This is a genomic window from Bacillota bacterium (genome assembly GCA_023511835.1).
GTDB lineage: Bacteria > Bacillota > Sulfobacillia > JAIMAT01 > JAIMAT01 > JAIMAT01.
Genome location: JAIMAT010000009.1, coordinates 1 through 13,079 on the forward strand (window position 1 = coordinate 1; position 13,079 = coordinate 13,079).

The 13,079-nt window shown below is 73.4% G+C and carries 14 protein-coding genes, 1 tRNA gene and 1 pseudogene; all 16 read left to right on the plus strand.

Going from position 1 to position 13,079, the window contains the following annotated elements; genetic code table 11:
• The first annotated feature begins 65 nt into the window (after positions 1-65).
• The 16 genes and pseudogenes from K6U79_03060 to spoVG all read left to right on the plus strand — a co-directional run bounded on the left by K6U79_03060 (position 66) and on the right by spoVG (position 12,785).
• A tRNA-Asn gene (locus tag K6U79_03060) sits at positions 66-140 on the plus strand.
• Between the two features lie 147 nt (positions 141-287).
• Positions 288-913 (plus strand): annotated as a pseudogene (gene tmk / locus K6U79_03065) (dTMP kinase).
• A gap of 18 nt (positions 914-931) precedes the next feature.
• Entirely contained in the window at positions 932-1,261 is a 330-nt protein-coding gene (locus K6U79_03070) for a cyclic-di-AMP receptor (protein ID MCL6521337.1), read from the plus strand.
• On the plus strand, positions 1,215-2,138 hold the full coding sequence (locus tag K6U79_03075) for a hypothetical protein (GenBank protein MCL6521338.1): 924 nt from the start codon (positions 1,215-1,217) through the stop codon (positions 2,136-2,138). The genes K6U79_03070 and K6U79_03075 overlap by 47 nt, the downstream gene beginning before the upstream one ends.
• Before the next feature lie 56 nt (positions 2,139-2,194).
• A complete protein-coding gene (locus tag K6U79_03080) occupies positions 2,195-2,893 on the plus strand; it encodes a hypothetical protein (GenBank protein MCL6521339.1) in 699 nt (232 codons plus the stop codon).
• 4 nt (positions 2,894-2,897) lie between these two features.
• A complete protein-coding gene (rsmI, locus tag K6U79_03085; protein MCL6521340.1) occupies positions 2,898-3,605 on the plus strand; it encodes a 16S rRNA (cytidine(1402)-2'-O)-methyltransferase in 708 nt (235 codons plus the stop codon).
• Positions 3,602-5,569: a methionine--tRNA ligase gene (gene metG / locus K6U79_03090; protein MCL6521341.1), complete on the plus strand. Its 1,968-nt coding sequence runs from the start codon at positions 3,602-3,604 to the stop codon at positions 5,567-5,569. The genes rsmI and metG overlap by 4 nt, the downstream gene beginning before the upstream one ends.
• 16 nt (positions 5,570-5,585) lie before the next feature.
• Entirely contained in the window at positions 5,586-6,431 is an 846-nt protein-coding gene (locus K6U79_03095) for a TatD family hydrolase (protein MCL6521342.1), read from the plus strand.
• Entirely contained in the window at positions 6,428-7,306 is an 879-nt protein-coding gene (gene rsmA, locus K6U79_03100) for a 16S rRNA (adenine(1518)-N(6)/adenine(1519)-N(6))-dimethyltransferase RsmA (protein MCL6521343.1), read from the plus strand. The genes K6U79_03095 and rsmA overlap by 4 nt, the downstream gene beginning before the upstream one ends.
• A 60-nt stretch (positions 7,307-7,366) precedes the next feature.
• Positions 7,367-7,840 carry a ribonuclease H-like YkuK family protein gene (locus tag K6U79_03105; GenBank protein MCL6521344.1) on the plus strand — a complete coding sequence of 158 codons (474 nt, stop codon included), beginning with the start codon at positions 7,367-7,369 and terminating at the stop codon, positions 7,838-7,840.
• A gap of 129 nt (positions 7,841-7,969) precedes the next feature.
• The gene (locus K6U79_03110) at positions 7,970-8,230 is read left to right on the plus strand and encodes a Veg family protein (GenBank protein MCL6521345.1); all 261 of its coding nucleotides are present in this window, start codon (positions 7,970-7,972) and stop codon (positions 8,228-8,230) included.
• Between the two features lie 203 nt (positions 8,231-8,433).
• A complete protein-coding gene (gene ispE / locus K6U79_03115) occupies positions 8,434-9,351 on the plus strand; it encodes a 4-(cytidine 5'-diphospho)-2-C-methyl-D-erythritol kinase (protein ID MCL6521346.1) in 918 nt (305 codons plus the stop codon).
• A 4-nt stretch (positions 9,352-9,355) separates the two neighbouring features.
• Positions 9,356-10,126: a nucleotidyltransferase family protein gene (locus K6U79_03120; GenBank protein MCL6521347.1), complete on the plus strand. Its 771-nt coding sequence runs from the start codon at positions 9,356-9,358 to the stop codon at positions 10,124-10,126.
• Between the two features lie 23 nt (positions 10,127-10,149).
• Positions 10,150-10,998, plus strand: coding sequence for a pur operon repressor (purR, locus tag K6U79_03125; protein MCL6521348.1), 849 nt, complete (start codon positions 10,150-10,152; stop codon positions 10,996-10,998).
• 10 nt (positions 10,999-11,008) lie between these two features.
• Complete coding sequence (ilvA, locus tag K6U79_03130) at positions 11,009-12,241, plus strand: threonine ammonia-lyase (GenBank protein ID MCL6521349.1); 1,233 nt, start codon at positions 11,009-11,011, stop codon at positions 12,239-12,241.
• Positions 12,242-12,500: 259 nt separating this feature from the next.
• Entirely contained in the window at positions 12,501-12,785 is a 285-nt protein-coding gene (spoVG, locus tag K6U79_03135; GenBank protein ID MCL6521350.1) for a septation regulator SpoVG, read from the plus strand.
• Positions 12,786-13,079 lie beyond the last annotated feature (294 nt).

Genomic DNA, 13,079 nt, shown 5'->3' on the forward strand with positions numbered 1-13,079 from the left:
GATGGTACTCGGCGGGCGACCGCCCGGGAGAGTAGGTCGCTGCCGTCGCCGGTCCGGAGTTTCCTTCCTGGTTAGCTCAATGGTAGAGCATCCGGCTGTTAACCGGAGGGTTGCAGGTTCGAGTCCTGCACCAGGAGCCAATTTGGTAAGGGCCCCTGCCTTTGGGCAGGGGCCCGTTCCGTATTCCGCGGGCAGGGGGCCGTTCTATATTCCGGTGGGGGGATGGGGGGTGCCGTCGGTGCGAGTGGTAGTGCGATTCTGGTACGTTACGCGGGGAGGCAGGTGCCATCGAGGGGCTCTTCCTGAGCTTTGAGGGCGGCGAAGGCGCCGGCAAGTCGACGCAGGCGGCGCTCCTGGCCGAGGCGCTGGCGGCGCGGGGCGTGCCGGTGCTGCGCGTGCGGGAACCGGGCGGCACGGCGCTGGGGGAGAAGGTGAGGGAGCTCCTGCTGGGGACGGGTGAGCCGCTCGCAGCCGCGGCGGAGAGCTTCCTCTACCTGGCGGCGCGGGCGCAGCTGGCCCGCGAGCGGATCCTGCCGGCGCTGGCGGAGGGGCGGTGCGTCATCGCAGACCGATACGCCGACTCGACGGTGGCCTACCAGGCCTTCGGGCTGGGGGAGCCGCTGGCCGCAGTGCAGGCGGCCAACGAGTGGGCCACCGCCGGCAGGAAGCCGGACCGGACCTACCTGCTGGATCTGCCGCCCGAGGCGGGACTGGAGCGACGGCGCAAGGGGCCGCTTCCGCCGGACCGGATCGAGCGGCGCGAGCTGGAGTACCACAGGCGGGTGCGCGAGGGGTACCTGGAGCTGGCGCGCGGCGAAGGCGGGCGCTTCCTGGTGCTGGAGGCGGGGAGGCCGCCCGGGCGGCTGCACGCTGCCATCCTGGAGGACGCATGGCGGCTCTGGCGCTCGAGGCAGGAGGGAGGTGGGGCGACGTGAAGCTGGTGATCGCCGTCGTCCAGGACAAGGATTCGGGCCGCCTGCTGGCGGCGCTGGTCGACCGCGGCCATTCCGCGACCAAGCTGGCCAGTACGGGTGGTTTTCTCCGGGAGGGGAATACGACGCTCCTGATCGGCGTCCAGGACGACGAGGTGGCGGACGTGCTGGGCCTGATCGGCGAGGTCTGCCAGTCGCGCCAGCAGATGGTCAACCCCATGCCGCCGGCGGCCGGGCAGGTCGAGAGCTACATGACCTATCCGGTGGAGGTGACGGTCGGCGGTGCCACCGTCTTCGTCCTCGACGTGGAGCACTTCGCCAAGTTCTAGCGCCGCGGCCGGTGGCGCCGTCCGGCGGGCGCACGCCCTGCTGCTGGTGGGCGCCCGGGAGGCGACCGAGCGGGCGGCGCTGGACGAAGCGCGCCGGGCCCTTTGCCAGCGCGGCCACGGTTGCGGCGAGTGCGCTTCCTGCCGGCGGGCGGAGGCCGGCGCGCATCCGGACTGGCTCGCGGTGGAGCCACCCTCCACAGGGAGCCTGGGTGTGGAGGACGTCTACCGGGCGCTCCGCTGGCTGGCCCTGCACCCGGTGGCGGCGGCGCGCCGCGTGCTCCTCTTCCGACAAGCCGACCGCCTGAGCGGCGTCGCCCAGAACGCCCTGCTCAAGGCGCTGGAGGAGCCGCCGGGGGACGCCCTGCTGCTGCTGGCTACCGCCCTTCCGGACCGGCTTCTGCCCACCATCCGCTCGCGCTGCACGGAGCGGCACCCGGGGCGCGGGAGGGAGACGGAGAGCCGGGAGGGGTCGAGCCCCGGCGAGGACGGAGTCGGGGGCGGCGACCTGGCGGCGGCCTGTTTCGAAGCGCTCTTCTCGCCGCGACCGGCCGGGATCTGGGAGCTGGCCCGCGACTGGGCCACGCTCGGGCGCGAGGAGCTGGAGGCGCGCCTGGGGGCGGTGGAGGAGGCGCTGGCGGCCAGCTTCCGGCCGCCCTCGGGCCGCGACGGCGACGGCGGGCAGGCGTCGTGGCCCGCCCGGCTGCGGGTGGTGCCCGCGCGCCCTCGCCTGGAGGCCGCCCGCTCGCTGGCGCGGGCGGCGGAGGCGCTGCGCGCCAACGTGGGAGGCGAGCTGGTGCTGGACGTCCTGCTGCTTGAGCTGAGGCGCCTCTGGCTGGCTCGGGGGCCGGAGAGGATCGGCGGAGGGGCGCCAGAATAGGGAACCGGAACCGGCGCGGGCGGCGAAATGCGCCGCCGCCGGTGGAGGTGGAGGTCTTGGACGAGGGCAGGGTTCGGGTGGTCGGGGTCCGGCTGCGCCCCGCCGGGCCGGTGACGCAGGCGGTCACCGGCGAGGTGGAGCCCGCGCTGGAGTCGGCCGTGGTGGTGGAGGGCGAGCACGGACTGGAACTGGGCTGGGTGGCACGGCGGGGGCGATGGAGCGCGGCCGCCGAGGCCTCGGAGCTGCCCCGGCTGGTGCGCCTCGCGACGGAAGCCGACCTGGAGGCGGAGCGGGAGAACCGGAAGCTGGCCGACGAGGCGTTCGCGGTCTGCGCGGGCCTGATCGAGGCCGAGAGCCTAGCCATGCACCTGGTGGACGCGCGTTACACCCTCGACCGGTCACGGCTCCTCTTCTTCTTCACGGCCCCGGAGAGGGTCGACTTCCGCCGGCTCGTCCGCGAGCTGGCAGGCCGCTTCCGGACGCGGATCGAGCTGCGCCAGGTGGGGCCGCGCGACGCGGCGCGCATGTTGGGCGGCATCGGGCCGTGCGGGCGCATCCTCTGCTGCACCAGCTTCCTCCGGGAGTTCAGCAGCGTCACCATCCGCATGGCCAAGGAGCAGGCGCTGGCCCTCAATCCGGAGTCGCTCTCGGGCCTCTGCGGCCGTCTCAAGTGCTGCCTGCGTTACGAGTGGGCGGGCGCCTTGGAGACGGGTGGCGCGGAGGCGCGGGGCAGCCTGGTGGCGGGGGCGGAGTAGCGCTTTGGCGGGAACCCTCTACGTGGTGGCGACGCCTATCGGCAACCTAGAGGACGTGACGCTGCGGGCGCTGGCGGTCCTCCGCGCGGTCGACCGCATCCTCTGCGAGGACACGCGCCACACCGCCCTGCTGCTTCGGCGCTACGCGATTCAAAAGCCGCTGGTCAGCTATCATGAGCACAACGAGCGGAGGCGGGCGGAGGAGGCGGTGGCCTGGCTGGAGGCCGGCGAGGAGCTGGCGCTGGTCAGCGACGCCGGGACGCCGACGCTGAGCGACCCCGGCTATCGCCTGGTCAGCCTGGCGGCCGAGCGAGGCTTGCGCGTGGTGCCGGTGCCGGGTCCCATGGCTGCCGTGGCCGCGCTCAGCGCCTCGGGCCTGCCCACCGACAGCTTCACCTTCGCCGGCTTCCCGCCGCGGCGGGCGGGCCCCCGCCAGCGCTGGCTACGGCAGCTGGCCGGGGAGCCGCGGACGGTGGTGCTCTATGAGGCGCCCGAACGGGTGGCGCGGACGCTGGCCGAGATGCGCGACCTCTTCGGCGGCGAACGGCGCGCCGTGGTGGCGCGGGAGCTGACGAAGAGCTTCGAGGAGTTCCGTCGCGGCAGCCTGGACGAGCTGGCGAGCGCGCTCTCCGGAGAGAGGGCGCGGGGCGAGTATGTCCTCCTGGTGGAGGGAGCAGGGCGGCGGCAGGCCGCCGGGGAGGGGACAGAGTGAACGGAGCCGCGGCGCGAGCGGGGGAGAACGGCAAGCCTTCCTTCTACGTCACCGTCGCCATCGACTACTCCAACTCGGTGCCGCACCTGGGCCACGCCTACGAGAAGGTGACGGCCGACGCGCTGGTCCGCTACCACCGGCTGCGGGGGGAGGACGGCTTCCTCCTGGGCGGCAACGACGAGCACAGTGTCAACGTGCTGCGCAGCGCCCGGTCGCAGGGGCTGGAGCCGAAGGAGTACTGCGACCGCATGCACCGGCTCTTCCGGGAGACCTACGCGCGGCTGGGACTCCAGCTGGACGAGTTCATGCAGACCAGCGGCGAGCGTCACGCCCGCGCGGTCCAGCTGCTGGCCCAGGCGATCTACGACCACGGGTACGTCTACAAGGGCCGCTATGCCGGCTGGTACTGCGCCAGCTGCGAGGCCTTCTACCACGAGAAGGAGCTGGAGCCGGGGCGGCTCTGCCCCGTCCACCGCCGACCGGCCGAGTATATCGAGGAAGAGAACTACTTCTTCCGGCTCTCCGCCTTTCGCGACGCCATTCTCGACCACATCCGGCGCCACCCCGACTTCGTGGAGCCGGAGACGCGGCGCAACGAGGTGCTGGCGCTTCTTCGCGGCGGGCTGGAGGACATCAGCATCAGCCGGGCCAACATGGAGTGGGGCATCCCGGTCCCCTGGGACCCCACGCAGGTCATCTACGTCTGGTTCGACGCCCTGATCAGCTACATCTCGGGCATCGGCTACGGCAGCGATCCGGAGCGCTTCCGGCGCTACTGGCCGGCGGACGTGCACATCATCGGCAAGGATATCAGCCGTTTCCACGCCGTGGTCTGGCCGGCCATGCTGATGGCCGCCGGGCTGGAGCTGCCCAGGAAGATCTTCGTCCACGGCTTCCTCAACTACCGTGGCTCCAAGCTCTCCAAGTCGAGCGGCAACGTCATCTCCCCGGGAGACCTGCTGGACCGGTTCGGCGTCGACGCGGTGCGGTGGTTTCTCTGCGCCGAGACGCCCTTCGGCGAGGACGGCGACTTTACGGAGGAGAGCTTCGTCCACCGCGTCAACGCCGACCTGGCCAACGACCTGGGCAACCTGCTCTCCCGCGTGACGGCCATGATGGAGCGCTATACGGGCGGCAGGGTGCCCTCGCCCGCTGCCAGCGACGGCCTTCTCCGCCGCGCCAGCGAGGAGGCCAGAGAGGCGTACGCGCGCGCCATGGAGCGGCTGGCGCTGCGCGAGGCGGCCCAGGCGGCGCTGGAGCCGGTGCGCAGGGCCAACAAGTACCTGGACGAACGCGCCCCCTGGGAGCTGGCCCGCCACCCCGAGCGGCGCGCCGAACTGGAGGCCGTCCTCTACGACGTGGCGGAGACGCTCCGCCTTGCGGCGGTCCTCTTGACGCCCTTCCTGGTGCGCGCGCCCGAGGCCATCTGGGAGCAACTGGGCGTGGAGGGCTCGCCGCGCAGCGGGTGGGAGGCGGCCGCGTGGGGCGGCCTGCGCGAGGGTGATCCGATCCGGCGCGGCGAGCCCATCTTCCCGCGACTGGAGCCGCCGGCAGCCGAGGCCGAAACGGCCGGGGCCGCCGGGGTCTCCGTGCCGGACGGCGGGTCGTCCGCCGCGGGACGCCCGCAGCCGGAGACGGAGACGGTCGACATCGAAACCTTCCGGCGGCTTGACCTTCGGGTTGCCCGGGTGGCGGCGGCGGAGCGTATCCCGGGCGCCGACCGCCTGCTCAAGCTGACGCTGGAGGCGGGCCCGCTGGGGCGCCGGCAGGTGGTGGCGGGGGTGGCGGAGCAGTACCGGCCCGAGGAGCTGGTGGGACGGCAGGTGGTCTTCGTCGCCAACCTGAAGCCGGCGCGACTGCGGGGCGTCGAGTCGCAGGGCATGATCCTGGCCGCCAGCGACGGCACCGGCCTGGCGCTGGTGGAGCCCGAGCGGCCGGTGGAGCCGGGCAGCCGGGTGCGGTGAAGGGCGGGGCGCGCGCGTGAGCGGCAAGGGTCGCCGAGCGGGCGGCCTGGATCCGGAGCGGCCGGCCGCGGGTCCGCTCTTCGACGCGCACGCGCACCTGGGCGACCCGGCCCTGGCGGGCGAGCGGCAAGCCGTCCTGGAACGGGCGGCCGCGGCGGGCGTGCTCTGGATCCTGGACAACGGCACTTCGCTGGAGGACTCGGACCGGGCGCTGGCAGAGGCTGCGGCCGGCGGCCTGCCGGCGGTCGCAGCGGCCGTGGGCGTCCACCCGCACGAGGCCGCCCGGGCGCCGGGCGACTTCCTGGAGCGACTGCGCGAGATGGCCGTGCGAGGTGCGGTGGCGGTGGGCGAGATCGGTCTCGACTACCACTACGATTTCTCGCCGCGCCCCGTGCAGCGGGAGGTGCTCCGGCGACAGCTGGAGCTGGCGCGGGAGCTGGGGTTGCCCGTGGTCCTACACGAACGCGAGGCGGCGGGGGAGATGCTGGAGATCCTGGACCAGGTCGGCCTGCCCGAACGGGGCGGGGTGGTCCACTCCTTCTCGGGGGGACCGGCGGAGGCGGAGGCCTACCTGGAGCGGGGCCTCTATCTGGGCATCTCGGGCATGGTCACCTTCCGCGGGTTGGACCGGTTGCGCGAGGCGGTCCGGCGGGCGCCGGCCGAGCGCCTGCTCTACGAGACCGACGCCCCCTACCTGGCGCCGCACCCCTTGCGCGGGCGACGGAACGAGCCGGCCCATGTCGCCTGGACGGTTGCGGCCGTGGCCGAACTGCGCGGCGAATCGCCGGAGGCGCTGCTGGCGGCGGCCTGGCACGGGCTGGCCCGCCTCTACGGCCTCCGCCCTCCGGGCGGGGCGCGGTGAGGGCGGTGCTGCCGGGCACCTCCGTCGCCCGCCTGAAGGCGCTGATGGCCGAGCTGGGGATCCGCCCCAACCGGCGGCTGGGGCAGAATTTCCTCGTGGACGGCCGGCTGCTGGAGGCCATCTTGGAGGCGGCGGCCTGCGACCCGGAGACGGCGGTGCTGGAGGTGGGGCCGGGCGCGGGCACGCTGACCGCCGCCCTTCTGGAGCGCGGGTGCCGGGTGCTGGCGGTGGAGCGGGATCGCCGCCTGGCTTCCTGGCTGGCCGGAGAGCTGGCCGGAGAGGGACGCCTGCGGCTCCTGGAAGGAGACGTCCTCCGCCTCGACTGGCGGGCCGCCTGGTGCGAGGCGATGCGGGGAGCGACCCGGGAGATGGTCGTCTCCAACCTGCCCTATGCGATCTCCGGTCCCCTGGTCCGCGACCTCCTGGGCCGGGAGCGGCCGGCCTGGGAGCGGATGGTGCTGCTGGTCCAGCGGGAGTTCGCCGACCGTCTGCTCGCCACCCCGGGGGAGGAGGCGTACGGTGCCCTGACGGTCCTGGTCCGGCGGTATGCGGCCGTGGAACGGCTGCGCCGAGTCCCGCCCACCGCCTTTTGGCCGGTCCCGGAGGTGGACTCGTCCCTGGTCCGGCTCTGGCCCCGGGCGGAACGGCCCCCGCGGGAGCCCTTCGACTCGCTGGTGCGTGCGGCCTTCGCCAGGCGGCGGAAGACGTTGGAGAACACGCTCCTCGCCTGGCCGGGATTCGCGGGGAGGGCCGACCGGGCGACGGTGCGGCGCCTCTGCGAGCGGGCCGGAATCCGGCCCTCGTCGCGTGCCGAGGAGCTGAGCGTCGAGGAGTTCGAGCGCCTGGCCCGGGAGGCCGGCGGGGCGGAGATATAATGGGGGGGCGCCCTGAGGGCGCCGGAGGAGGAATTGCCGGCGGGCGAGCCGGAGAGGGAGATGGCGTTCTACAGCCCTACCCGGGGTCTGCTCGACTTCCAGGGCGTCTTCGAGGAGATCGTCCGCTTCCTTGAGGAGGAGCCGGAGGCCGAGTACAACCTGATCGTCGGCAGCGACTCCCAGCTTCGCAGCCACGAGGTGGTCTACGTCACGGCGGTGGTCGTCCACCGACGGGGCAAGGGCGGCCGCTACTTCTACGAGAAGCGCGTTCGGCGCAGGACGGAGAGCCTGCGCCAACGCATCTTGTACGAGGCCTCGCTCAGCCTCCAGCTGGCCGGTCGCCTGGCGGAGGAGCTGTCGGAGAACGGCTATGCCCGCCTCCATGTGGAGATCCACCTGGACATCGGCGCCCACGGCGAGACCAAGGAGCTGATCCGTGAGATCGTCGGCATGGTGACCGGCAGCGGTTTCGGAGCCCGCATCAAGCCCGACTCGTTCGGCGCCTCCAGTGTGGCCGACAAATATACCAAGTAGCTCCGGCACCGTTGACGGATGGGCGGCGTCCGCCTATAATAGCTCGCCTTTGACTACCCGGCCCCCCCGTGGTAGATTTTCAATGTACGCACGGAGAGGGGTGGCGGCAGCGTGGCGGGCCAGAAGGAGATGCTGCAGATCCGCCGTGTCCTGGAGGCGCACCTCGGCGAGCGGGTGAGGGTTCGGGCGAATAAGGGACGCCGCAAGTTCGTCGAGCGCGAGGGCACGCTGGAGAGCACCTACTCGAGCCTTTTCGTGATCCGCCTCCAGGAAGGCATCGAAGGGCGTCATGTCTCCTACACCTACCAGGACATCCTCACCAGCGAGGTGGAGCTTCGCCTCCTGGATCGCGAGGGCGAGCAGCTGCTGGCGCCCTCCGGTGCGGTCTGAGGGCTTCTCGGCCCCGGGCCGGGCGAGGGGATGCGCAGGAGTTTCGCGGTGAACCGGTACCGGCCACTCGTGCGAGTGGCCGGTTTGTTCGTGGGCCAGGCCCCCGCCGCCGTGCTTGACGCGGGGCGGCGGAGCGCCCATCTTCACGTTGGACTCCGGGACGCCGGCCTGCCGGGGCCGGCGGCGGCGGGAGGGGGCGCGGGGTGACGATCCGGCTGGAGGCCAGGGCCAAGCTGAACCTCTCGCTCCACATCGCCGGGCGCGCCGGCGACTTCCACCGCATCACCTCGCTGATGCAGTCGCTCGCCCTGGCCGACCGGCTGGAGTGCGAGGCGGCGGAATCCACCTCCCTGAGCGTGGACGACGAGAGCCTGGCCAACGGGGCCAACCTGGTCTGGAGGGCGCTGGCCGAGCTGGAGGCAGAGGTCGGTCGCCCGCTGCCCATGGCGGTCCGGCTGGCCAAGCGCATCCCGGTGGCGGCCGGCTTGGGCGGGGCCAGCGCCGACGCCGCCGCCGTGCTGCGAGCCGCGGAGCTTCTCTACGGGCTGGAGCTGGAGGCCGGGCGGCGGCTGGCGGTGGCGCGGCGCGTCGGTTCCGACGTACCCTTCGCCCTGCGGGGCGGGACCGCGTTCGTGGCGGGAACGGGCGAGGAAGTGGTCCCGCTGGCCTTCCTGGGCGACCTGGAGGTGCTCCTGGCGGTTCCGGAGCCGCCGCTGCTCACCCGGGAGGTCTACGCCGCCTGGGACGAGCTGGCGGCGGCCGACCCCGGGCTGCGGCACGACGACCCCCACGGAGCCTTGGGCGCCCTGCGTCCCGGGCGGGCGGAGAGCCTGGCCCGGCTGATCCACAACGACCTCCTGGAACCGGCGGCGCGCCGCGCGCCCCGCATCCGCGCGATCCTCGAGTCCTGGCGCCGGGTGACGCCGCTTTGCGGCATGAGCGGCAGCGGGCCGACACTCTTCGCCCTGCCTGCCGGCGACGCGGAACGGGAGGAGCTGGAGCGCCTGGCGCGGCGGCAGGGCGCGCGGCTCTTCCGCAGCCGGTTCGCCCCCTCCGGCCTGGCCGTCCTCCCGGCGGGGAGGAGCGGCCAGGCCGCGGCGGCGAGCCCGTCCAAAGGGTGAAAGGGTGAAGCGGTTGGTTCACGCGATCGTCCTGGCCGGTGGCGCCAATACGGGGCCGTTGCGCGAGGTGGCCGACGTCGCCTTCGAAGCCGAGATACCGCTGGCCGGCAAGGCCATGGCCGTCTGGGTGGTGGAGGCGCTCCGCCAGTCGGAGTGGGTGGAGGGGATCCGGGTGATGGGGCCGCCCGCTCTGGCGCCCGCGCTGGAGGGGCTGGCGGAGCTGCGGGAACCGGGGACCACATTCGCCGGCACCATACTCCGCTCCCTGGAGGGCCTGGAGAGCCGGGAGCGGCTGCTCTTTGCCACCGCCGACATCCCGCTGGTGACGGGGCCCATGATCGACCGCTTCATCTCCGCCGCCGTGGAGGCGGGCGCCGACCTGGCGGCTCCCGTGGTACTGCGCCAGGTCTGCGAGCGGGCCTATCCGGGGGTCCACCGCACCTACGTCCGCCTGCGCGAGGGCGCGGTCACGATGGGGAATCTCTTCCTGGCGCGACCGCAGGTGATGCCGCGGGTGATCGAAGGCGTGCAGCGCCTCTACGACGCCCGCAAGAACCCTCTCCGCCTGGCCGCACTCTTCGGACCAGGCATGATCTTCCGCCTGCTCACCCGCTCCGCCAGCCTGGCCGAGCTGGAAGCCTACTTTTCGCGGCGGCTGGGGGGTGCCCGAGGGGTGGCGGTCGTCTCGCCCGACCCGGAGATCGGCATCGACGTCGACAAGGTGTCGGACTGGAGGCTGGCCGAGGAGAGGCTGGCGGGGAGGAGGCCGGCTTGAGCGGAGAGGACGGGGGGCGGGGCCTGGCGCACCCGCGGCGCAGCCGTCGGCTGGTGGCCCTGACCTGGAGCTTCCTGGAACGACCCTCCCGGCTGATCTCGCTCTCGCGCCTGGGCGAGGAGCTGGGCGTGGCCAAATCGTCGCTCAGCGAGGACGCCGCCATCATCGACGCGACGCTCGCCTCGCTGGGCATCGGCCGCCTGGAGACGGTGGCCGGGGCGGCCGGCGGCCTCCGCCTGCGCCCGGAGTTGTCGCCCGCGCTGGAGCGGGTGTGGCTGGACGAGCTGGCGCGACGCCTGGCCGATCCCGAGCGGATCCTGCCGGGCGGCTATCTCTACATGAGCGACATCATCTTCGATCCCCTGTGGGCCGGACGGATCGGCTGGATGCTGGCCAGCCGCTTCCGGGAGGCGGGGGCGGACCGCGTGGTGACCGTCGAGACCAAGGGCATCCCGCTGGGGCTGATGACGGCGCGGGCGCTGGACCTGCCCCTGGTGGTCATCCGGCACGGCTCGCGGGTCAGCGAGGGCTCCTCGGTCAGCGTCAACTACCTGTCGGGTTCGGGGCCGCGCATCCAGACCATGTCCCTGGCGCGGCGGGCGCTGGCGGGAGCGCGCAGGGCGCTGGTGGTGGACGACTTCCTGCGCGGGGGCGGGACGGCGCTGGGGGTCCGGCAACTGCTGCGCGAGTTCGACTGCGAGGTGGCCGGCCTGGGGGTACTGGCGGCCGCGCGGGAGCCGCGGGAGAAGCGGGTGGAGGAGTTCGTGGCGCTGATCGAGGTGGAGCGGGTCGACGAGGCGGCGAGGCGCGTGGAGCTCCGCCCTCTGGCAGCCACAGGGACGGGAGGCGGAAGAGAGCGTGGAGAGGGATGAGGCGAGCGTCCTGGAGCCGACGCCGGAGCTGGTCCGCGAGGTGGCCCGCAGGCTGGCGGGCGTGGCCGAGCGGACGCCGCTCTTGCGCTCGGTGACGCTCTCCGAGCGGTACGGGATGGAGGTCTTTCTCAAGGCGGAGAACCTGCAGCGGACGGGCTCCTTCAAAGTCCGCGGCGCCTACGCCCGCATGAGCGAGCTGGCGCCGGGCGAACGGCGGCGGGGGGTGGTGGCCGCCTCGGCCGGCAACCACGCCCAGGGCGTCGCCTTCGCAGCCCAGGCGCTGGGCGTCCCGGCCACCATCGTCATGCCCGTGGACGCGCCCATCACCAAGCGCTCCGCCACCGAGCGGTACGGGGCGCGGGTCGTCCTCTACGGCGAGAGCTTCGACGAGGCCTTCACCTGGGCGGTCCAGGTGGCGGAAAGCCAGGGTGCCACCCTGATCCACGCCTTCGACGACCCCTGGGTGATCGCGGGACAGGGGACGGTGGGGCTGGAGATCGCGGAGCAGCTGCCGGAGGCGGACACCGTGCTGGTGCCCATTGGCGGCGGCGGCCTGGCGGCGGGTGTCGCCCTGGCCCTGAAGGAGGTCAGACCCTCCGTTCGCATCGTTGGCGTCCAGTCGGCCAGCGTTCCCGCCGCCTACGACGCCCTGCGACGGCGGCGCAGCGGAGGGCCGGAGGCGGCTCCGCCCCCGGCCGCGGGCCATCCGCCGACGCTGGCCGACGGGCTTGCGGTGAAGCGGCCCAGCGAGCGGACGCTCTCCATCCTGGAGCGCTTCCTGGACGACGTGGTGCTGGTGGGCGAAGAGGAGATCGCGCGGGCGATCCTCCACTACCTGGAACGTGAGCGCCTGGTGGTGGAGGGGGCGGGCGCCGTGACGCTGGCCGCGCTGGCGGCCCACGAGCGCCTGCGCAGCGGCGCCCGCCGGGTGGTGCTGCTGGTCAGCGGGGGGAACATCGACGTCAACCGCATCGCCCGCATCATCGACCGCGGCCTCTACGAGGAGGGGCGCGTGGTCCGCTGGAGCGCCCTCCTCGACGACCGGCCGGGGGCGCTGGAGCAGTTCCTGCACGTCATCGCCGAGTCCGGCGCCAACGTGCTGGACGTGGTCCACGACCGGCTGGACGCGCGCATCCCGGTGGGGCGGACGCGCGTGACGGTGACGCTGGAGGTGCGCGACGCCGCCCACGGTGCCGAGATCCACGGCCGGGTGACGGCCGCCGGCTACGACGTGACGGGCTGAGCGCCGGCGGGGAGGCGGGGCGATGGGCCTCGGGCTTGGGCTGCTGGTGGCGGGCGTCCTCTTTCTGCTGGCCGTGCGCTTTCTGGCCGGCCTGCTCTCCTGGGTGGTCCGCATCCTGGTGGTGCTGGCGGCCCTCCTCTTCGCCGTCCAGGCGCTGCGCCGCGGACTGGAAGGAAATGGAATTCCCCTGTCGAACCCCTCCGCAGCGGGGGAGGCCTGGCGAAGCCGGGAGGAAGCCCCCGAACGGGGAGGGATCGCGGTGGAAGTGACCGAGGTGCGCATCCGCAGGCTGGCCGGGCAGGGGAGAGTGCGGGGCAGCGCCAGCGTCACCTTCGACGACGCCTTCGTCGTCCACGACATCCGCGTGGTGGAAGGCGAGCACGGCCTCTTCATCGCCATGCCGAGCCGTCGCACGCCGGCCGGGCAGTATCTGGACGTGGCGCATCCCATAACCGCCAGCATGCGCGAGCGGATCCAGGGCGCGGTCCTGGCCGCCTTTCAGGCCGGGGAGGAGGCGGGGGAGCCCCGGGAGGAGACGGCCTGAGGGGCGTGGGAGGCCGCTACGCGCGCTTCCGCGGCTCGCCGGACGGCCCTGGTCGAGCTGTGTATAATGGCGCGGGCCGCCGCTCGGACGGGCCGGGCGGCGGAAGGCCCCTCTGTGGCCGGAAGCCCGCCGAGGTGCCGGAGGCCGCCTCCGGCAGCCCCGGCGGGCGTCGCGGCGACGGGCCCTCCCGCCTGGTGGCTGCCGGACGCCTCTTCGCCGCGCTTGCTGCCGGATGTCGCCTCTCCTCCCGCCTCCCTACCGGGGTGCGCGCAGGACGGCGGCGGGCCGTCCGCA

Excerpts from the sequence above, each read along its gene's own strand:
- K6U79_03110 (MCL6521345.1), top strand. The coding sequence starts at position 7,970 with ATGCTGCAGATCCGCCGTGTCCTGGAGGCGCACCTCGGCGAGCGGGTG.
- K6U79_03105 (MCL6521344.1), top strand. The coding sequence starts at position 7,367 with ATGGCGTTCTACAGCCCTACCCGGGGTCTGCTCGACTTCCAGGGCGTC.